At 53.9% G+C, this 21,332-nt stretch carries 14 protein-coding genes and 2 tRNA genes; 4 read left to right on the forward strand and 12 right to left on the reverse strand.

Annotation, left to right across the window (positions count from 1 at the left end):
- Positions 1 to 231 precede the first annotated feature (231 nt).
- The 5 genes from U5L07_15970 to U5L07_15990 all read right to left on the reverse strand — a co-directional run bounded on the left by U5L07_15970 (position 232) and on the right by U5L07_15990 (position 8,399).
- Positions 232 to 2,643, reverse strand: a complete 2,412-nt coding sequence (locus U5L07_15970; GenBank protein MDZ7833247.1) for an FAD-dependent oxidoreductase — start codon at positions 2,641 to 2,643, stop codon at positions 232 to 234.
- A 28-nt stretch (positions 2,644 to 2,671) separates the two neighbouring features.
- On the reverse strand, positions 2,672 to 4,306 hold the full coding sequence (locus U5L07_15975) for a glutamate synthase-related protein (GenBank protein MDZ7833248.1): 1,635 nt from the start codon (positions 4,304 to 4,306) through the stop codon (positions 2,672 to 2,674).
- Complete coding sequence (locus U5L07_15980; GenBank protein ID MDZ7833249.1) at positions 4,270 to 5,400, reverse strand: glutamate synthase; 1,131 nt, start codon at positions 5,398 to 5,400, stop codon at positions 4,270 to 4,272. The genes U5L07_15975 and U5L07_15980 overlap by 37 nt, the downstream gene beginning before the upstream one ends.
- Positions 5,401 to 6,044: 644 nt before the next feature.
- Positions 6,045 to 6,140 carry a 30S ribosomal protein THX gene (locus U5L07_15985; GenBank protein ID MDZ7833250.1) on the reverse strand — a complete coding sequence of 32 codons (96 nt, stop codon included), beginning with the start codon at positions 6,138 to 6,140 and terminating at the stop codon, positions 6,045 to 6,047.
- A gap of 114 nt (positions 6,141 to 6,254) precedes the next feature.
- Positions 6,255 to 8,399, reverse strand: a complete 2,145-nt coding sequence (locus tag U5L07_15990; GenBank protein ID MDZ7833251.1) for a tetratricopeptide repeat protein — start codon at positions 8,397 to 8,399, stop codon at positions 6,255 to 6,257.
- Between the two features lie 288 nt (positions 8,400 to 8,687).
- Between U5L07_15990 and U5L07_15995 the strand changes: the two genes are divergently transcribed.
- Both U5L07_15995 and U5L07_16000 read left to right on the forward strand, forming a co-directional pair.
- Positions 8,688 to 9,503: a sterol desaturase family protein gene (locus tag U5L07_15995; protein MDZ7833252.1), complete on the forward strand. Its 816-nt coding sequence runs from the start codon at positions 8,688 to 8,690 to the stop codon at positions 9,501 to 9,503.
- Between the two features lie 66 nt (positions 9,504 to 9,569).
- Positions 9,570 to 10,196 (forward strand): phosphoribosyltransferase, encoded by a 627-nt coding sequence (locus U5L07_16000; GenBank protein MDZ7833253.1) that lies wholly within the window; start codon positions 9,570 to 9,572, stop codon positions 10,194 to 10,196.
- On the opposite strand, the gene groL is transcribed toward U5L07_16000, so the two are convergent.
- Together groL and U5L07_16010 are read right to left on the reverse strand one after the other, a co-directional pair.
- Positions 10,189 to 11,790 (reverse strand): chaperonin GroEL, encoded by a 1,602-nt coding sequence (gene groL, locus U5L07_16005; GenBank protein ID MDZ7833254.1) that lies wholly within the window; start codon positions 11,788 to 11,790, stop codon positions 10,189 to 10,191. The genes U5L07_16000 and groL overlap by 8 nt on opposite strands.
- An 18-nt stretch (positions 11,791 to 11,808) precedes the next feature.
- Positions 11,809 to 12,096, reverse strand: coding sequence for a co-chaperone GroES (locus U5L07_16010; protein MDZ7833255.1), 288 nt, complete (start codon positions 12,094 to 12,096; stop codon positions 11,809 to 11,811).
- A gap of 478 nt (positions 12,097 to 12,574) precedes the next feature.
- Here U5L07_16010 and U5L07_16015 point away from each other — a divergent pair, with 478 nt between their 5' ends.
- A complete protein-coding gene (locus tag U5L07_16015) occupies positions 12,575 to 14,281 on the forward strand; it encodes a HEAT repeat domain-containing protein (protein ID MDZ7833256.1) in 1,707 nt (568 codons plus the stop codon).
- Positions 14,256 to 15,731 carry an HD domain-containing protein gene (locus U5L07_16020; GenBank protein ID MDZ7833257.1) on the forward strand — a complete coding sequence of 492 codons (1,476 nt, stop codon included), beginning with the start codon at positions 14,256 to 14,258 and terminating at the stop codon, positions 15,729 to 15,731. The genes U5L07_16015 and U5L07_16020 overlap by 26 nt, the downstream gene beginning before the upstream one ends.
- 57 nt (positions 15,732 to 15,788) lie before the next feature.
- Here U5L07_16020 and U5L07_16025 read toward each other — a convergent pair.
- The 5 genes from U5L07_16025 to U5L07_16045 form a co-directional block, all read right to left on the reverse strand.
- Positions 15,789 to 15,866, reverse strand: a tRNA-Glu gene (locus U5L07_16025).
- A 23-nt stretch (positions 15,867 to 15,889) separates the two neighbouring features.
- Positions 15,890 to 15,965: transfer RNA gene (locus U5L07_16030), tRNA-Lys, on the reverse strand.
- 264 nt (positions 15,966 to 16,229) lie between these two features.
- Entirely contained in the window at positions 16,230 to 17,678 is a 1,449-nt protein-coding gene (locus U5L07_16035) for a TrkH family potassium uptake protein (protein ID MDZ7833258.1), read from the reverse strand.
- On the reverse strand, positions 17,679 to 19,040 hold the full coding sequence (trkA, locus tag U5L07_16040) for a Trk system potassium transporter TrkA (GenBank protein MDZ7833259.1): 1,362 nt from the start codon (positions 19,038 to 19,040) through the stop codon (positions 17,679 to 17,681).
- The gene (locus tag U5L07_16045) at positions 19,037 to 21,256 is read right to left on the reverse strand and encodes an ATP-dependent RecD-like DNA helicase (protein ID MDZ7833260.1); all 2,220 of its coding nucleotides are present in this window, start codon (positions 21,254 to 21,256) and stop codon (positions 19,037 to 19,039) included. Before U5L07_16045 ends, trkA begins: the two co-directional genes overlap by 4 nt.
- Positions 21,257 to 21,332: the final 76 nt, after the last annotated feature.

Consider the following 21,332-nt stretch of genomic DNA (forward strand, 5'->3'; position numbering starts at 1 on the left):
CTCTGTCATTCCGAGGAGCACAAGCGACGAGGAATCTTAAAGTAAAAGATTTCTCGCTATCGCTCGAAATGACAGTATGGACAGATTTTGAGAGCTTTTTTGAGTTACCTTCTGCAAAAATACCGCCTCAGCAGCAGAATAAATCGTTTTTTATAAATCCATCCATAATAAATTGCTTAAAAAATCCCTTATCTCATACCAGATTCAGCCACCCAGTCAATTAAAAGCGGCCTAAAGCGGCGTATTCTCCACTATCTCCCAGACGCCGCACGGGCAGGCGCCGGCGCAGAAGCCGCAGCCGATACAGCGCTCAGGGTCCACCACATACTCATAATCCCCGTTTTCCTTTGCCGCCCGGCTGATTGCCGCCTGCGGACAGACCGCTTCGCAAATTCCGCAATCCCGGCACGCGCCGCATGAGGCACACTCGCTGCCGCATGCATTCATGTCATGATATTCGGTAATCCGGGGGTCAAAATATTCCAATTTGACGCGGTGTTTGTCAATCACCTCCCGAAAGTCCCAGGCCGCCCGGTGGATGGTGTGAGATTCGGACAGCTGTGGATCGACAAACCCCTGGTGCTTATCCGAAACCGGCTTGACCATCTGCTCGGGCCGCTTGCCTTCCAGTATGTCGGCAATAACGGCCGCCGCCTTTCGGCCCGCGCCGATGGCATCGGTTAACAGGCCCGGGGCCACCATGTCGCCGATGGCAAATATCTTCGGATCTGTTGTCTGGTAATATTCATTGACCGTCGCATAGCCTTTTTTGGCCTTCACCGTATCCGGCAGAAACGACAAATCCGGCATGTCCCCGATGGCAACCACCACCGTATCCGCCGGCAGCAATTCACCGGTATCCAGATAGACCCCGTCATCGGTGATTTCCTTTGTATAGCAGGGCCAGCGGAACTCTGCCCCCGCGGCCTCGGCGTGTTGTTTTTCCCTGCCAAAGGCAGCCGGCTTCTGCACGTCAATCAACTGGATCGATTCCGCCCCCAGCCGGTTGGCCTCCACTGCCACGTCACAGCCCACATTGCCCGCGCCGATCACCACCACCCGTTTACCGGGATCAATCGCGCCGGCTTTGGCCCGGGCCAGAAAATCGTTTGCCGGAATCATCCGTTCATTGCCGGCAACCGGCAGGGTTTTCGGCGTTTGCGCGCCGGTGGCGACCACCACATAATCCACCTCGGCTTTAAGCTGCTCAATATCATCCCGGGAAAGCTTCTGCTGCAGATTCACATGCGGGATGGCCGCTCTTACCCGCTCCAGCTCCCTGGCCACGATGTCTTCGGGAATCCGGCTCTCCGGGATCACCGAAAGAATTTTTCCGCCCAAAAGCTGGGACATATCATAAATGGTGGCCTCATGCCCCCGAAGCCTCAGCTGCCAGGCCACGGAAATGCCCGCCGGGCCGCCGCCGATCACCGCCACTTTACCTTCTGAAAGTTCCGGCAGCTCGGGCGTTTTGGCCTCGATGCTGGCTTTTCCCAGCTGGGTGACATCAACCGGCGGCATATTCACAGACTGCTTGGTGCAGGCGTTCATGCACAGATTGGGGCACAGATAGCCGCAAACGGTTGCCGGAAACGGGGTATAGGCAAGCGCCATATCAACGGCCTCGTCCACCCGGCCATCGCGGATCAGGCGCCAGCGGTCATGAACCGGAATGCCCGTCGGGCAGGCGGCTTCGCAAGGCGCTTTATACATGCGGTTGGCCCATACCGGCACATAGCGCCGAAGCTCACCCGAAGTAATTACCGGTATCGGGCTCATGTCCATGTCAGTCAAATCGCCGATCAGACCGCCGGCGCCAAGCTCCCGGTTCCAGACAGACTGGTGGAATTCCTGCATGGACCTTATTTTTCGCACCACCTTGTCCCGGGGCGTACGGGCGGCGATCAGCTGCCAGCGCTCACGCTCGGAGAGCTCATCATAGAGATCCATGCGACCGATCGCAGCCAGAAACTGCTGCAAATTTTCCGCAAGCCATTCCCAGTCCGACTCGCTGATAGGCGTCAGGCGGGCGTCACTTTTGCTGTATCCGCCGTGCGGGCCGCGGAAAAATACCTTGCCCCCGACCATGCCGACAAGCGGCCGGTAACCCAGAATATTCCCCGGCGTCTGCGCCTCAATGCCGCAGATAACCGCGATGCCGCCGGCCATGAACTCGCCGAAGTAATCCCCGGCAGAGCCCAGCACCCAGAGTTCCGGCGGGGAAAACCGCGGATTGTGCTTGGTCATGGTCATGCCCCGGGCCCCGATGGAGCCGGCCACGCACACCCGGCCCTGGGCCATGGCATTGGCCACGCCGTTTCCCGCATGGCCGTGCACAATAATATCCGCTCCGCCGTTTAGCCAGCCAACATCATCGGATGCCGGCCCCATGTTCTCGATCCGGGTGCTGGGAAAGCCCATGGATCCCAGCCGCTGGCCGGAATGACCGGTCACGCGGATATGGACCGGCTCTTGACCCGCCTTCCATAAACGCCCGCCGATACCGTGATGCCCGTAGGCATCCACCTCGATGTAGCGATGGCCTTTTTCAAGCGCTGCCTGAATCCGCTCTTCCAATACGCGGGATTCGAGCCGAACACCGTCTTCCCTGCCTTGCACAAGATAATATTGCTGATGATCCACTATTATAACCTCAGTGCCTTACCTAAACCTACACCACATATTTAATCTGAAGCCGCTCTGCGGTCGCCTTATCATCAACCCCCAGCGCATCGGACATACCGATGGGAAGCGAGGTGGAACGGCCGAGCGGGGCCACGATTTTTCGAAGCTCCGTATCAAAACTCACATACATATCCACCACCCGCCGGGCCACATCATCGGGGTCCAGGCGCCGGTAAAGCCGGGGATCCTGGGAGGTAATCCCCTTGGGGCACTGACCGATGTTGCAGATATTGCAGCGGCCGGTTTCAGAGCCCAGGCACCCGGCAGCCGCCTGCATCACGTATTTGCCCACCTGAACCCCGCTTGCCCCCAGCATAATCAGCGCTGCGGCATTGGCGGCGAGATTGCCGTTTTTGCCGATACCGCCGCCGGCAAACAGCGGGATTTCATTCTGCTGGCCAACGGAAACCAGGTTCAAATAGCAGTCGCGCAAACAGGAGGCGATGGGATGGCCCATGTGATTCATGGACACGTTGTAGGCCGCGCCCGTACCGCCGTCCTCGCCGTCAATGGCAAGGCCGGCCGCATAGGGATTTCGGGTCAGGTTGTTTAATACGGCAAGGGCGGTGGATGTGGCGGATATCTTTGGATACACCGGCACCCGGAATCCCCAGGCCATGGACATGGACTGGATCATCTTGGCCACCGCCTCCTCGATGGAATACTTAGTCTGATGCGTCGGGGGACTCGGGAGACTCACCCCCTGCGGGACGCCTCGGATAGCCGAAATCAGCTGGTTGACCTTGTACCACATCAAAAGCCCGCCGTCGCCGGGCTTTGCCCCCTGGCCGTACTTGATCTCAATGGCGCAGGGGTCCACCTTCATCTCGGGAATCGCATGAATGATCTCATCCCACCCGAAGTAGCCGGAGGCGATCTGCAGGATCACATACCGCAGAAAACGCGAGCGCAAAAGCCGCGGCGGGCAACCGCCTTCCCCGGTGCTGATCCGAACCGGCATGCCCAGTTCCTCGTTTAAATAGGCTACCCCCATCTGGAGCCCCTCCCACATGGGGGGCGAGAGGGCGCCGAATGACATCCCGCCGATGATCAGCGGGTAAATCTCGCGTACCGGGGGAATCCAGCCGCGCTCCCGGATCATGCGGATATTCTCCTCAGGCGGCAGAACCCGGCCCAGGAGGCTTCGCATCTCAAATTGGTGCCGGCCGGCATCCAGGGCCGGATCGGTTAACATGGAGATCCGGGTGAACTTGATCCGGTCCAGCACCCCGCCGGGAACATTTCTCCGGCCGCCGCGGCGCTCCGGCTCGCCGCCCTGGTTGATGTGAAACGAGAGTTTTTCCGCTTCATCGGAGTGCATCGGCATAATCGCGTCATTGGGGCAGACCATGGTGCACATGCCGCAGCCCACGCAATGATAGGCGGGCGAGGTGCGCTGGCGGATCCCGTAGTAGGTTTTGAAGACATTGCCCGGCTTGGCATTAAGGCCCATTTCCACGTCCACGATCCGCTTTCGAAAGACGCCGAGTTCAATGGCGTGCACCGGGCAAACGGCCGTGCACTTTCCGCACAAGGTACATTTTTCCTTGCTCCAGGCAATCTGCCAGGGCAGATCCTTGGTGCTTAATGAAGAAGGGATAATTTTTCCATTTGATGACATATCTTGGCCTCTTGATGATCCGGGCTGACAACCACCGTATCCATATGCATGGGCTGAAAATCGGCTTGTTTGTCCCGGTCCGGCAGCACCGCGTCCAGACCGCATATTTCGGAGGAGAATACATACATGCCGGGACGGCCGCCCACGACGCCGGGCCGCAGTTTTTTTCTGTCCTGGGCCATGAACATGGTGTTGTCCGGCATCACCCCGATGATACAGTTCGGACCGTCGATGATCAGTTTGCGGCAGCTTTTTTTCATGTGCTTTAAAAACATCCCGTCCGGATGATCCTCCAGGTGATCGTCCTGAAGCGGGGTGATAATGTGCTTGTAGGCTTCGATATTCAAGCCCAGCCGCGTGTGAATGTAGTGCAGAATATGCACAAACACCTCGGAATCCGAATAAAACCCGCTATAGCCGGAAACGCCCCGGCTCATGAGATATTCCCGGATGGGCACAAACGCCGTGTTCTCCCCGTTTGTCATGGTGGAAAACCCCTGGATGAAAAACGGGTGGCAGGCATACAGGTCAATGGCGTAGTTGGTGTTCTGCCGGCCCTGGGCCATAATGATCCGGGAGTTTAATTTCTCGTTGGAAAGCTCCAGGTAGTTGCCCACGGTTAAGGGATCGCCGATTTCCTTGATCATAATCGTATCCGGCCAGAAAGAAAAGACAATCATATCATGCTTCTCCCGCCCCATGGCCTGGAGCTTTAAGCGGATATCCAGGAGGCGGCTGTGCTTTTCCGCATCGCTTAAGCTCTCCCATTCATCCGGGTATTCATAGGCGCGGATCAGATAAATATCCCGCTTGGGCACACCGGGCGGGGGAACTTTCGGCACTTTGATGGTGATTTTATACTTGGTCAAAAACCCGATATCGATCATAAAGCTGTCCAGGCGCTTCAAGCCCGCCTCGGTGAAAATACCGGATAGAATGGGGGCATCCTTCATATCTTCAAACGGTCCGCCCAGGTCCCGGAGAAAAAGCCCCACCCCCGAGCCGTCATGGCCCTCGCGCATCACGTCCAGTGCATTTAAGGCGACCATGGGCGATACCGGCGCTTCACTGGTTAGACCGAACAGTCGACACATAAAGGCTCCTCATATTAAAGCCGCTTATAAACTTTTTGCACGGCTTGTTTTATCATTATTTTTCCAGCACAAAGTCTTATTGCAAATCACATGCCGAAAATAATGCTATATTTAATTATCTGATATTTATACTTAAATTTATATTTTTTGCTTCACGCATGGGTTATTTTGTACATTTTTGTCATTTATAGCGGAATGAAAACAACAAAATTGTAACACACCCCTAATCATTTAATATTAAATATTTTATCAACAAGTTATCTGGCAGCATCAGGCGGTATAACCATTGAAAGTATTCTCCACGAGCCGCAGCCGAGCCTGTAAATAACTTTTGTTGCGTGTTTGAAGGCACTAAGGCACAAATATATCACCAATAAGAGCGGGGTGCAAAAAAGTCGAAGGGAGTTTCAGGGCAAATTTGTTCTGTCTTTTCTTAGGCCGGCACGGTGGCCTGCCCTACGGCCACATGCGTCGTAGAGTCGGCCACCGTGCCGACTAATTGTCCGTTAACAGGACCGTGGTTGTGGGTTTTGCGGTTAGAACAAATTAGCCGTGAAGGGAGTTTAGTCAGGACGGCGCGGAATCGGCTTGATAACGGCCGTCCTGCTGGCAGGAAAACGAGCTTATTGTTACCGCAACACCCCCTATTCGGACTTCTTTTTCTTCTTTTTGGGGCGCGTCTTGCCAAAGGTGCCGCGGTAAATTTTGCCTCTTTTGCTGCGGATGTCGCCTTTACCCATTTTATCCCTCCTATAAAAATAATTTCCAATCGCTTTTCAATGGTTTGAGGGTTCTTATAAAGGATTTTTTTCGGATCTTCAACCCCTTCTACACCCCTTTTCTATATTCCGCATCTATGGAGGGCTGATTTTGGCGGAAAGCTGCTTAAACCCCGGATGCTCGCGAAGACTGTCAAACCGCGAATCCCGCTTAAGCTCCGCCCCGTCCGAGAACCCCTTTTCAATGGCCTGATCCAGGAAACTGAGCGATCGTTCCGGATTGCCCTTGATCGCCCATAGGGCGGCCAGGTGATAGTAAAAATGGGGTTCTTCGGGCGCCAGGCGGATGCCTTTGGTAAACATATCCATTGCCGCATCCAGTCCGCCGGTTTGAAAATACACCATTCCCAGCCGATTGAGCGCCAAGAGGTATAGCTTTCGATCCGATGGGGAAAGATTTGACAGCACAGCCTCATAGTCGGCCATGGCGGCATCCAGCTCGCCTCTTTCTTCAAGACTTACCCCCCGCTTGAATCGAAGCGCCATGTTTTCCGGCTGCTCATCAATCCGCTGATTAAGGCAATCAATCGGTGTTCGGCACTCGTTTAAAAACTGGCTCAAGGCCCGGAGCCGGTTCCGGGCGCTTTCATTTTGCGGGTTTCGCTTTATGGCGTTCTGATATTGCTGACGTGCTTCCTTAAACTCCCCCGCCATGGAGAGCGCATAGGCGAAATGCTGATAAATACCCGGGGCCTGATAGCCCATTTTCAAAGCGTTTAAATATGCGTTGACGGCGTCTACATATCGCTTCTCATTAATAAAAGAGAGTCCCAGGTTGAAGTAGACCGCCGGATGGGCTTCAATATCTAAGGATGCCTGATAGTGGGTAATCGCCTCAGCATGCCGGCCATTCTGCTGCAGGGAATAGGCCAGGTTCTGAAGCGGCCTTGCTTTCTGCGGCGACTTTTTGGCCACATCCTTCCAAAAGGTCACATCCGAGGCCCAAATCTGGTTTCGCTCATAGGTCCAGAAACTAAACACCAGGGCAACCGCCACCCCAATCGGTATAATAACCCGCCAATTCTGCTTCAGTCGCCGGGATAGCAGCCACACCGCCATCAAACAAAGCATCATGGACGGCAGATAAAGCCGGTGCTCGTAGATGATTTCAATGCCGATGACCGATGATTCGATCACCAGATTGCCCACAAACCAGATCAAACAGAATGCCACCAGCCGCTGCTTTCTGACTGAATACAGGGCAAGGGCGAGGACACTAAGAATCATACCGGCCGAGGTCAGGGTGGTCAGCGGTGCGACAAGCGCATCGGACAGGGGATATGAATGATCCAGTAGAAGCCGACCGGCCCGGGGAAACACGATGAGCCCGGCATAATAGGCGATCACCCGCCATTCGGTCAGCACCCGCTGGAAAAGAGTAAAATCCCTGCGCTCATAAGCGGAAAGGATGCGCTCCAGCGGATGGCCGCCCAGATAAATATAGCCGATCACGCAGAATACCAAAATAGCGGCAATTGCCCCAAACATCAGCCGCTTTGAGCGGACCGGCCGCAGATCCTGAAAGAAAAACCATTCATAGAGCAGAATAAACACCGGCAGCATACCGGCATTCTGCTTGGTAAACACAGCGCACAGGCCTGACAGAATGCATCCGGCCATAAATCCGGCCGCTCTTATCCGCCGGGTTTTTTGGATGGCCAGGCGGCCCTTGATATAAAGCAGCAGGGAAAGGATATAGAACAGGGCGGCCATACTGGTCATGCGCTGCACCATGTAGGTCACCGCATTGGTCTGCACCGGGTGGACCAGCCAGATCAACACCGCCAGGAAGGCCATCCAGTTTGCCGCCGCTTCTGTCGTCACATTTTCCGGGGACGCCTTCGCATTGATTATCCCGAAGGTCAGGCGGATCAGAAAAAACAGCAGCCCGGCGGTTAGCAAATGAATAATCAGGTTGACCAGATGATAGCCGAACGGGTTTTCTTTTCCGAAGTAGTAGTTTAAGGCAAAACTTAAGTTCGCCAGGGGCCGGTTTTTGGGTTTTCCCTCCAGGGCCGCGGTTTTCAAAGCCTCCCAGGAGAATTCGGTCATATGGACATTGGGATCATTCTTGGTGATGTAGTTGATGTCATCATAGACAAACGGAGCGCGAAACGCGGCTGAATAAAGGATGGCCGCAGCTATGCAGAAAACCGCGAAAAAGATAAGTGTGCGCCATTTGTTGGAAAGCGTTGAATTCATATCACCAATCAGCACCATCTGTCGTCAGATTTTACTTTTTATACACGGTGAATTTGTTCTGGCGAGAAACCCTATAACCATGGGGTTTCTCGCATGTAAGGTCGGCACGGTGGCCGACCCTACAAAATGTCGGCATTGTCGCGTAGGGCGGGCCACCGTGCCCGCCTGAAAAATAGATAGAACAAATTTACCGTGACTTTTTATACCAGACCCGCAGGGCCTGCCCAAATAAAATCTATCGCTTCTATCGACTTCTGCATCAAAATGATTACTTATTGAATTAAACCCCGAACGGAGAAAAAATATATGCCTTTTGAAGCCTTTATCCGGGCGGCCTCTTTTGCGGGCATCCTGGTTGTCCTGCTGGCGCTGGAGAGTTTTAATCAAAAAAAAGACCGGGTGGACTCCAGAATAGTCCGATCCTTTAAAAATCTGGGCCTGATTTTGATAAACACCCTGGTTTTAAGATTTATCATACCGGTGGTACCGGCCGGCTTCGCCGTTTTCGCTGGCACCCGGGGCTGGGGCGTATTCAATTATGTCGAAACCCCTGTCGTCATTCAATGGCTGGCCACCCTTCTCATTTTTGATTTTATTATCTATATCCAGCACATCCTTTTTCATGCGGTCCCGGTGTTATGGCGGCTTCATATGATCCATCATGCGGATTTAGATATTGACGTCACCACCGGCCTTCGCTTTCACCCGATAGAAATCATTATCTCCCTGTTTATCAAACTGGGGGCGGTGGCCGCGTTCGGTTTTCCCGCCGGGGCGGTAATTCTTTTTGAAATCATTTTAAACGCCACATCCATGTTTAACCATTCAAATATCTACATACCCGGGGCCATCGATAAATGGATCCGGCGGCTGATTGTCACACCTGACATGCACCGGGTTCATCATTCCGTGATCCTTACGGAATCCAACAGCAATTTCGGCTTCAATCTGTCCTGGTGGGACCGGCTCTGCGGCACCTACCAGGCGCAGCCCGCGGCCGGACACCACAATATGGTAATCGGCCTTTCCCGGTATCGGAGCCCCCTTTCCCTGTGGCGTATCCTCGTTATGCCATTTACGGATCCCCCCGGGCCGGGACCGATTAATACGCATCACAATTAAGCCAAAAGCAGGCTGGATAAAACACCCCTAAATGATTATATTCATAAAATAATACAGGGGGTTAATATGAAATTCAGAGATAGAGCACATGCCGGCAGGCTGCTTGCCGAAAAGCTAATTGATTATGAATCGGAAAATCCCATAGTGCTGGCCATCCCCAGGGGCGGGGTCGAAGTGGGTATTGAGGTGGCAAAGCGCCTGAACTGCGATTTTGAGCTGCTGATTGTGCGCAAACTGCCGTTTCCGGATAACCCGGAATCCGGTTTCGGCGCCATTGCCGAGGACGGGAGCTCGGTCGTTTTTGACCGCTTTGCCCAAACCGTATCGGAAACCGAGCGCCAGCAAATATATGAAGCCCAGCAACAGGAAATCCAAAGCCGGATCCGAACCCTTCGCAAAGGCCGGCCGCTGCCGGCAATTAAAGGGCGAACCGTTATTTTAATCGATGACGGGATTGCCATGGGCTCCACCATGCAGGCGTCGGTGGCCATGTGCCGGAACCAGAAGGCGCAAAAAATTATTGTGGCTGCGCCGGTATCGTCCCCACGGACAAAGATCGAATTTCAGTCCCTGGCAGATGACGCGGTCATATTGACCACCCCGGAATTTTTCCAGGCCGTGGCCCAGGTGTATGAAAACTGGTATGATGTGTCGGATGAGGAGGTCTTGGAACTGCTTGATTCTTTTAACTAAAAATTTCGCCTTTCTTCTTTTTGGGCTTCTCGGCGATCATTGCCTCAGTGGTGAGCATCAAGCCGGCAACCGATGCCGCATTCTGAATGGCAAACCGAACAACCTTGGTGGGGTCGATCACCCCGGCTTCAAGCAGATTTTCATAGGTCTCCGTGGCGGCATTAAAGCCAAAGTCGTCTTTTCCTTCAAAGACCTTATTAAAAACTATTGAAGCTTCAACGCCGGCGTTTTGCGCAATCTGGCGGAGGGGAGCTTCAAGGGCCCGCTTTAAAATGCGAATGCCTTCCTTTTCCTCGCCCTTGGCATCGACTTTTTCAAGCGTTTTTATGCATCGCACCAGGGCGACCCCGCCGCCCGGGACGATTCCCTCCTCGACCGCCGCCCGCGTTGAATGCAGCGCGTCCTCAACCCGGGCTTTTTTCTCTTTCATTTCGGTCTCGGTGGCCGCCCCGATATGAATCACCGCCACCCCGCCGACCAGTTTGGCCAGCCGCTCCTGGAGTTTCTCCCGGTCGTAATCGGATGTGGTATCTTCAATCTGGGCGCGCAATTGACTGATCCGGGCTTCAATATCCTTCTTCTGGCCGGTCCCCTCAATGATTGTTGTATTGTCCTTATCAATCTGGACGGTCTTGCAGGTGCCCAGGTCATCCACGGTCACGCTTTCAAGCTTCACCCCGATATCCTCGGATATGACCTGGCCGCCGGTTAAAACCGCAATATCCTGGAGCATGGCTTTCCGGCGGTCACCGAAACCCGGGGCCTTGACCGCCGCCACCTGCAGTGTGCCGCGAAGCTTGTTCACGATCAGGGTCGCCAAAGCCTCGCCGTCAATATCCTCGGCAACAATCAAAAGCGGCCGGCCCGCCCGGGCCACCTGCTCCAAAAGGGGAAGCAGATCCTGCATATTGGAAATCTTTTTTTCATGGAGCAGGATATAGGGGTCCTTCAGGTTGACCTCCATCTTCTCCGCATCCGTCACAAAGTAGGCGGACAAATATCCCCGGTCAAACTGCATGCCCTCGACCACCTCCAGGGTGGTCTCCATGCCCTTGGCCTCTTCAACCGTGATCACCCCCTCCTTGCCCACCTTCTCCATGGCATCGGAGATAATCTTGCCCACGGTTTCATCCGAATTGGCGGAGATGGTTCCCACCTGCTCGATTTCCCTTTTATCCTTGGTGGGCTTGGAGATTTTTTGCAGCCGTTCGACAATTGCCACCACGCCCTTGTCAATGCCGCGCTTTAAGGCCATGGGATTTGCGCCGGCAGCCACCATCTTCTGCCCCTCGGTAAAAATGGCCTGGGCCAAAACCGTGGCGGTGGTGGTGCCGTCCCCGGCCACATCACTTGTTTTGCTGGCCACCTCGCGAAGCATCTGGGCAGCCATGTTTTCATACTTGCCCTTTATTTCGATTTCCTTGGCCACGGTTACCCCGTCCTTGGTTACGGTGGGCGAGCCGAAGCTTTTTTCCAAAACAACATTATTGCCCTTGGGCCCGAGGGTTACCTTTACGGCATTGGCCAGCGTGTTTACCCCCTTAAGCATATGATCCCTGGCGCTCTGGCCGTAACAAATCATTTTGGCTGCCATAATTGCATTCTCCTTTATTTATTGAATAATTCCCAGGATATCGTCTTCCTTCATAAACAAATGCGCGACTTCCTCGATCTTGATTTCGGTTCCGGCATATTTGGCGAACAGAATTTTATCACCCTCCTTGACATCCATTGGAATTCGTTTGCCTTTTTCATCCCGCTTTCCCGGGCCGACGGCCACCACTTTTCCGCGTATGGGCTTCTCCTTTGCCGAATCCGGAATCAGGATGCCGCCTTTTGTCTTCTTCTCTTCCTCTTCCCGAACCACCAGAATCCTGTCGTTTAACGGACGAATCTTCATTTCTCAGACAGCCCTTTCCCTAGTTGATGAAAACGTTATATCGAGCGGCGGCTGCCCTCTCGACTGACATACACCCCACCTGTGCGCCGAATTCCGGCAAGTTAGGGTAATTAATTTTTGGGTATGGTAAAAATCTGTTCAGGTAAGCTTTGAACTTCATTATAGTAAAGCAAGATTCCCATATGTCAAGGCACACAAAGAAAATTTTAATATAAACGGAGAGCATGTAAGGTCGGCACGGTGGCCGACCCTACAAAATGTCGGCATTGTCGCGTAGAGCGGGCCACCGTGCCCGCCTGAAAAATAGATAGAACAAATTTACCGTGTAACCACTCGATTTACTATTTCAATCACCATCTGCTTATGCTATAGAGTTTTCTTATAATCCCCCCTTTTCCCGGCGGGAGAAGGCAGAAATGGCATCTTAAGTTAATGACATTGACCATAAAACAATTTTTCCCGATGGTCGGATTGTTGTATGACGCAACATGCCAAAACCATTGACTGGTCCGAAGACAGGCAGCTACAAGAGGCAAAAACCGTTGTTGACAAACTGATTCTGGCTGCCAAGAACACTTCCTTCTATCCGGAACATCACGCCGTTTCCCGGAAATCCGTTTCAGATCTTTACGAACACCTCAACGCCTATACCCGCAATTACGGGGCGCTCGTGCTTGAAATGGGCAAAGGCGATATCCTGTTTCAGGGCCAAAAGATCTATCATAACCCGGATCTTCAGAATAATCCGGCCTATCTATGCTTCCGCGACGGATTAAAATGGATTTCCTTTTCCGAGGGCATCGCCCAGGCGGAAATCCTGTCATTTTTAAACATATTAAAACATCATCGGGTGCTTGAGGAGGAAAGCAAGGGCGATATTGTCACCAGCCTCTGGGAAGCCGGTCTTCATCATATAAAATACAGCACCACCAATGTGCTCTGGCAGAATGAGCCGGTGCTTGACCTGGCCAGCCTTAAATTAGCTGCCAGCCGAGCCGAGCCGCGGCCGGAACAGCCGCCCGAGGAAGATGAAGGGGATGCGCCAAGCATTTCCGATACCCTAAGCAACGGGCAGTTGCTTGACCTATCCCCCGAAGAAATCGCCGAAACCCGACTAATGGTGGAGGCGGAGGAAACACGGGATTTTGATCAGGATTTGTTTGACGTGCTCCTGGTCATCTTAAAGGAACAGCGGGAAAGCGAAGATTTTGCCACAGTGCTTGATATCATAAAGGACAGTTTTAAACGCACCCTTGCCCAGGGCGATTTTCCGTATGCGGCAAAATTTCTGGGTCAATTAAATGATGTGCGCAAGACTTACAAAAATTCCGGTACCTGGGCGCTGGCCCATATTGATGATTTCCTGCTTATGATCTCCGGCCCCCAGGTATTGTCGGTACTAAATGATGCCCTGAGCAAAATAAAACCGGATGACCATCAGAAAATCAAAGCCCTGGAAAACATGCTCTGCCAGCTTCGGCCGGAATCGGTGATAAGCATCGGCCAGACGCTTCAGCAAATAAAGGACAAGACCTTAAGCGCCATGCTTTTACGGGCGCTGACCCATCAGGCATCAAAAGACCCTCGCCCGCTTATTCATATGGCCCGGCAGACGGCCCCGCCGGTTCAAAAGACGGCCATTTTCGCGATGGGCCACATCTCCCACCCGGATGTCCTGCCGGTGATCACCGAGGCCTCCCGGGCCGATGACAGCTCGCTGCGCAAAACCGCGGTACAGGCATTAACCCGCAAAACGCCGCCGCCCGCGGAACAGCTCCTGCCGTTTATTTCAGACCGCAAAAAAGAAATCCGTGAGCTGGCATTCCGATTTTTGATAAAACTGCCCGGGCAAACCCTTGAGCCCCTGATGCTTGACTATCTCAACAAGACCTCCTTTACTCCGAATCAGCGGGAATCCCTGCTGCTGCTGTACCAGGTGATAGGTAACTGCAAAGGCGCCAATGTTTCAGGCTATCTTTCCAAACAACTGCTCGGCCGGCCCTGGCGGATCGGCACACTGCGGCGCATTCACCGCCAGGGGGCTGCCCTGGCCCTATATATACTCAATACCGATGAAGCGTCACAGGCTATAAAAACCGCCTCGCGAAGCATCTGGCCAAACATCCGCCGAGCTGTTAAAAATGCAAAGGAGTTGTCCCATGTTGCCCCCGGAACCAGGGTCTGAACCAGAGCCCGCATCGGAATCCCATGCCGAGGCGTTTGTGCTATTTTTTAAACGGCTTCTGCAGACCGCAAGAATTCACGAGGCCAACAACCGGTTAACCGTCAATGCCGCCGGGAAATTCTTGGAAACAAGCCGGCAGCTCCTTTCCGAAAAAGCTGAAATCATCATTGAAGCCCGCCATGAAAGGCTCTTCGTACAAGGGGAAAAACTTTTACTCCGGCAGCAGACCGCTCCCACCATTTTTACACTGCTCGGCATTTTTGAAACCCTCTCCTTATACGGCCTGAAGTTTAACTTCCAGCTCCCTGATATCAGCTATTCACAGGCCTACCAATTTGCCCGGATTCTGATTGAAGCCCCGCAGCAGGAAGCCCCATTGGAATGGATGCAGAAATATCTGGACCAGGACCGGTTTGAGTTCGTGGATATCATCAATGAACCCCAGGGCGAAGGCAATCTAACCGAGGCCCAGAAAATGGAACTGGCCCACCGCGCCTACTCCTATGCGTATAATACAGTCAAAGAGGTGACCCGTAAAATCCGGGAGAATCATGCGGCCGGGGTCAGAAAAGCGGTCCGGGTGGTGCAGGACATCACCGACCTGGTTTTTATAGATAAGAGTATCCTGATGGGCTTAAGCACAATCCGCGACTATGACGACTACACTTATACCCACTCGGTTAATGTGGCGGTCAATTCCCTCTGCCTTGGCCATGAAATCGGGCTATCGCGCAATTCCCTGGTCAGACTTGGCATCTGCGGCCTGTTCCACGACCTCGGCAAGGTGGACATCCCCATTGAAATCATCAACAAAGCCGGGCGGCTCAATCATGAGGAATACAAAAAAATCCAGCAGCACTCCTTAAACAGCGTGCGCCAGATCCTTAAACTCGAGGCCTACCGGGAACTGATCGCCCAAATCATCCTGCCGCCGTTTGAGCATCACCTGAAATACGACTTATCCGGCTACCCCGCGGTCAACTGGTCCAAGCCGATCAGCCTGTTCGGCCGAATCATTGAAATCTCAGATGTCTATGATGCCCTGACCGCCCCCCGTGTCTATCGGCCGACCACCCTTTCCCCGGATCGGGCGCTGGGATTTATGCTTTCCAAAAGCGGGAAGGATTTTGATCCGATACTGCTTAAATGGTTTATTAATATGATGGGCGTCTATCCGGCAGGCACCCTGGTCAAGCTAAACACCGGCCAAGTGGGACTGATTTATAAAAACGGCGACCCGGAGGACCAGCCCATGCCGAAAGTACTGGTCCTCCGGAAAGACAAAAGCAGCAAGCAGCTTAAAACCGCCGAACTACTGGACTTAAATGAAAGGGCTGAATCCAGCGGCAAATACCGGCACACGGTCGAAAAAACTTATCATCCCGCCCAATACGGCATTCAGCCGGCTATGTATCTGATGGAGGCGCAATCTAAAAGAGAACGGCGATAGGGGTGAGGTAAAAAAAAAGAGCGGCCGGTTTTCCAGCCACTCTTTGGGGGTGTAAGGTGGCGTCCCCAAGGGGATTTGAACCCCTGTCGCCGGCGTGAAAGGCCGGTGTCCTGGACCGGGCTAGACGATGGGGACGCATGGTTAGCTGTATCGTATGGTGGTGGGCCGTGTAGGATTCGAACCTACGACTCTCTGCTTAAAAGGCAGATACTCTACCAACTGAGTTAACGGCCCGAAGTTCCCGGCTCAAATTATTTATAAATTAATATTTTTATCTTTATTTTCAAACAGTGTCAATAAAAAAACAGAGAAATCCACGGTAAATTTGTTTTATCTATTTTTCAGGCGGGCACGGTGGCCCGCCCTACTACGCGGCAATGCCGACATATTGTAGGGTCGGCCACCGCGCCGACCGTTCGTACTTCGGCAAAAATGCCGCTTTATTTTCAAACAGTGTCAATAAAAATTGTAAAGTTTTTTTGCCAGGCAGCGTTGCGCCTACTTTTTCCAGAATTCCGGCACCAGAAAGATAATCACGGTATAGATTTCAAGCCGGCCCAGAAGCATGCACCAGATCAGCAGCCATTTGCCAAGATCCGGAATATCCGCATAATTGCCGATCGGCCCGACCATGGCCAGACCGGGGCCGATATTTCCAATGGAGGCGGCCACCGCGGAAAACGACGTTACAAAATCCACACCCATACCGGCCAGCAGAACAGAGCAGATTCCGAAGAGCCCCATGTAAAGGGCGAGAAAGCCCAATATGCTGCCGATAACCGCATCAGAAACCGTTTTGCCGCCGAGTTTTACCGGCACCACCGCACGCGGATGCACCAGATTAAAGAGCTCTTTGTAGCAGTATTTAAAGCAGCACATGATCCGCATGAGCTTCATACCGCCGCCGGTTGAGCCGGCGCATGCGCCAATGAACATGCAAAGCAATAGGATCAGCTTGCTCATGGCCGGCCATTGGTTAAAATCCGCGGTGGCATAGCCGGTGGTTGTCAAAATTGAAATTACCTGGAAGGCGCCGTGCCGTAGCGCATTGCCGGCGGATTGATAAACCTGTCCATACACATTAAGGCTTACCACCAGAACCAGGATGCCGGTGACCAAAAAATAAAACCGGCATTCCGCATCCCGCCAGAACGCCAGGGGCCTGCCTTTAAGCATCTGGTAGTGCAGGGAAAAATTCACCCCGGCCAGCAGCATAAAGACCATGATCACGATATCAAAATAAAGGCTGTCAAAATGGGCGATGGAGAGGTTCTTGGTGGAAAACCCGCCGGTGGGCATGGTGGTAAACATGTGGCAGAAGGCGTCAAAAAGTCCCATGCCGCCAAAAAGCAAAAGCAGCAGCTCCACTAAAGAAATCAGGGCGTAAACCTTCCACAGGGTCTTTGCCGTGTCGCTGACCCGGGGCTTTAGCTTGTCCGGCACCGGACTGGGCACTTCGGCCTTGAACAGCTGCATGCCGCCCACGCCCAGAAACGGCAGAATCGCCACGGATAAAACGATAATCCCCATGCCCCCCAGCCACTGGATGAGGCTTCGCCACAACAGGATGCCCTTGGGGGTGGCTTCCACATTGGTCATCACCGAGGCGCCGGTGGTGGTAAAGCCTGAAACCGACTCAAAAATTGCGTTGACAAAGGTGTCAAACACCCCGCAAAAGTAAAACGGCAGGGCGGCAAAAAGCCCCACCGCCGTCCACCCGATGGCCACAATGGCCATCCCCTCCCGCTGACTGATGTGCTCAAGCGGCCCGGTCCGCAGAGCCAAATAAAGCACGGCACCCACGGAAATTGTGATAAGCGTGGCCTGAAAAAGGGAACAGAGACTCGCCGCGTCAAAATACCAACTGTACAAAAGGGGAAAGATCATGATCAGGCCCAGAAAAAAAACCAGAATCCCGACCATATAGAAGACCACCCGCCAGCGCATTTAAAAAAACTCCAGCTTGACGGTCAGAATCTTTTCGATTTTTGCAATCACCTGGCGTTTGGCAAAAATGATGATACGGTCATGCGGCTGGATCACGCTGTCCCCGGAGGGGATCAGGATCTTATCCTCCCGGATAATGCCGATGACCAGGGCGCCATGGGGCATATCGGTATCCCGAAGGGGTTTTCCGACGATATCCGAGGTCTCCAGCGCCTCCGCCTCCCAGACCTCGGCCTGTTCATCGGAAATCGTCCGCGCGGCAAGCACCTTGCCCCGGCGGATGTACTGAAGAATGGTATCAATGGCTGAGAGCCGGGGGCTTACCACCTGCTCCAGCCCGATGGAGGACATTAATGGAAAATAGCTGAACTTGCTTAACCGCGTAATGGTTTTGCGGGCGCCCATCCGCTTGGCCAGCAGCGATACCAGGATATTGGTCTCCTCGTCGTCGGTCAGGGTGATGACCACATCCATATCCTGGATGTTTTCTTCCACCAAAAGGCTCTGATCCGAGCCATCCCCATGGATCACCACCACCTTGTTCATCTGCTCGGCAAGCTCGGAGCAGCGGGCGGGCGCCTTTTCGATCAGCTTGGTATAGATGCCTTTTTTCTCAAGGGACCTGGCCAGGCGAAGCCCCAGGCGGCCGCCGCCGACGATGAAGGCACGCTTCATGGGCTTGGACTCTTTGTCAAACGCCTTAAGAATGCGCGCAAGACCCGCTTCCTCGCTGATAAAATAAATTAAATCCCCGGGATAAATCCGGTCATCCCCGCCGGGGATAATCAGCTTTTCGTTTCGCACCACCGCAGCGACCAGCACTTTGGTTCCGATCCTGCCGGGTAGATCCAGAAGTTTCAGGCCAGCCAGCCGCGCGCCTTTATCCAGATAGATGCCCACGAACTTAAGCCGGCCGTCGGCAAATTCGCCGACATCCACTGCTCCGGGAACGCCCATGAACCGCTCGATTGTGCGGACCACCTCGATTTCCGGATTGATCACCGTATCAATGTGGGGGGGAGAATCATGAAATATCTGATGGTAAGCATCATAATCCTTCTGCCGGATCCGGGCCAGCTTCTTGGTGGCCGGCGAAATGGTATCCGCCATCAGGCAGGCCACCAGATTGGTCTCATCACTGTCCGTAACGGCCAGCAGAATTTCCGCCTCCTTGATGCCGGCCTCCTCAAGTACCACCGGACTGCTGCCGGAGCCCACCACCGCCTCCACATCGATATTCTCAGAAACCCGGGCGATGGCGGCGGCATTCGTATCAATGACCACGACATCCTTGTTTTCATGCGACAGCCGGCTGGCAATATGAAATCCAACCTCCCCTGCGCCGACGATGATGATTTTCACGCTGGATGCTCCTTTTGAAATCGTTCGCTCGGCCATTTCAGCCTGAGGTCCAGCCGGGTATACCGGTGCTGGGTCTTGTTGTTTTTAATGCCGATGGCCAGGGCCTTTTTGGTCCCCACCAGCACCACCAGCTGACGCCCCCGCGTGACCGCCGTATAGATGAGGTTTCGCTGGAGCATAATATAATGCTGGGTGACAACGGGCACGATAACCGCCGGATATTCGGAGCCCTGGGACTTGTGCACGGATATCGCATACGCCAGCACCACCTCGTCCAGCTCCGTAAAATCATAGGGCACCCCGCGGGCCTCGAAATCTATGATCAACTCCCGGTCTTCATGGTTGATCGCCCGGATGCGGCCGATATCGCCGTTAAATACGCTCTTATCATAATTGTTTCGAATCTGCATGACTTTATCCCCAACGCAAAAACTGGCATTGCCGACCGCCACCCCCTCTTTACCCGCATTTAAGCGCTGCTGGAGCTCACGGTTCAGATTGGCCGCCCCCACCGTGCCCTTGTGCATGGGCGAGAGCACCTGAATTTCATTTATCGGATCAAAGCCGAAGGATTCCGGAATCCTTCGGCCGGCCAGTGAAAGGATCAGGGAAAGCACCGTCTCGGGATCTTCCTGCTCGATAAAATAAAAATCGGATGGCGTCTGGCTTTCCTCGATTTTCGGCATGTACCCGCTGTTTATCCGGTGGGCGTTCACAATGATCCGGCTCTGCCGGGCCTGGCGGAAGATCTCATTTAACCGCACCACCGCCACTTTGCCGGATGCGATGATATCATCCAGCACATTGCCGGCCCCGACCGCGGGGAGCTGGTTGACATCGCCCACCAGGATCAGGGTCGCTTGAGGCGGCAGCGCCTTTAGCAGATGATACATCAAGACCGTATCGATCATGGAGGCCTCATCCACAATCAGTAAATCGCAGTCCAGCGGATTATCGGCGTTTTTCTGGAATCCTCCGCCGGCGGCATTGAATGCGAGCATGCGATGGATGGTGGTGGCCGCCTCGCCGGTGGCCGCGCTCATCTGCTTGGCGGCCCGCCCCGTGGGGGCGGCCAGCCTGATATTGACCTTGAGTCTGGCGAATATGGTGAGTATGGCCCGGATAATGGTGGTTTTACCGGTTCCCGGACCGCCGGTGATAACCATGACCTTGCTTCTGGCTGCATCCGCCACTGCCTGGCCCTGTTTTTCCGCCAGGGTAAACGCGAGCTGATCCTGCACCCAGGAAACGGCTTTTTCCGTATCAATGGCCCGGATGGCCTTGGGCGTATTGAGCAGCCGTTTGATCATGGCGGAAACGCCTGTCTCGCAGGTATAATATTTGGCCAGATATACGGCCGTATCCGCCGCCGCTTGATCATGGCCGCCGGCAATGATTTCCACGCATATTTTATTACCGGAAGCCATGTGGGTAACGGCGTCGGCCACGGGATAGGCCTCGACATCAAGCATTTCCGCGCATTTTTCCAGCAGTTCATCATAGGGAAAATAAACATGGCCGTCTTCCGCCATCTGATCGAGAACATAGAGAACGCCCGCGCGGATCCGCACGTCGGAATCTTTTTCAAACCCCAGTTCCCGGGCGATACGGTCGGCGGTTAAAAATCCGATACCGAAAATATCGGTGGCCAGTTGATAGGGGTTGCGGGATACCACCTCAATGGCTTCATTGCCGTACTGCTTGAATATCTTGGTGGCATAACCGGCGCTCACGTTATGGGACTGCAGAAAGAGCATGACATCCCGGATCTCCTTCTGCTCGGCCCAGGCGGATTGGATCATGGCCACCCGTTTTTTGCCGATGCCATCGATCTCGGACAATCGGCCGGGCGCATGCTCTATGATATCAAGGGTTTTTTTGCCGAACCGGTTTACCATGCGCTCGGCCATCACGGGTCCGATGCCCTTGATCAGGCCGGAGCCCAGATATTTTTTGATACCGGTAACTGTTGCGGGGGCGGTGGTGCGGTAGGTTTGGACTTCGAACTGCTCGCCGAATTTGGGGTGTACCTTCCAGCGGCCCTCAAGCTCCATCACCTCGCCGGGGATCGGATCGATCAGGCTGCCGACCACGGTGACGATCTGCCGGCCGCCGTGAACCTTCAGCCGGGCCACCGTATATCCGTTTTCCGGGTTGGTGTAGGTGACCCGCTCAATCTGGCCGGAGAGGCTGACTGGTGTTTGCTGATTATTCATAACGCGAAGAACCGGATGCCCGGCCCTGCTATTGCGATATCCATTGCCTGTTCAACCGGCCAGAGCCACTGGAGGG

It is taken from the genome of Desulfobacterales bacterium, assembly GCA_034520365.1.
Lineage (GTDB): Bacteria > Desulfobacterota > Desulfobacteria > Desulfobacterales > Desulfosalsimonadaceae > M55B175.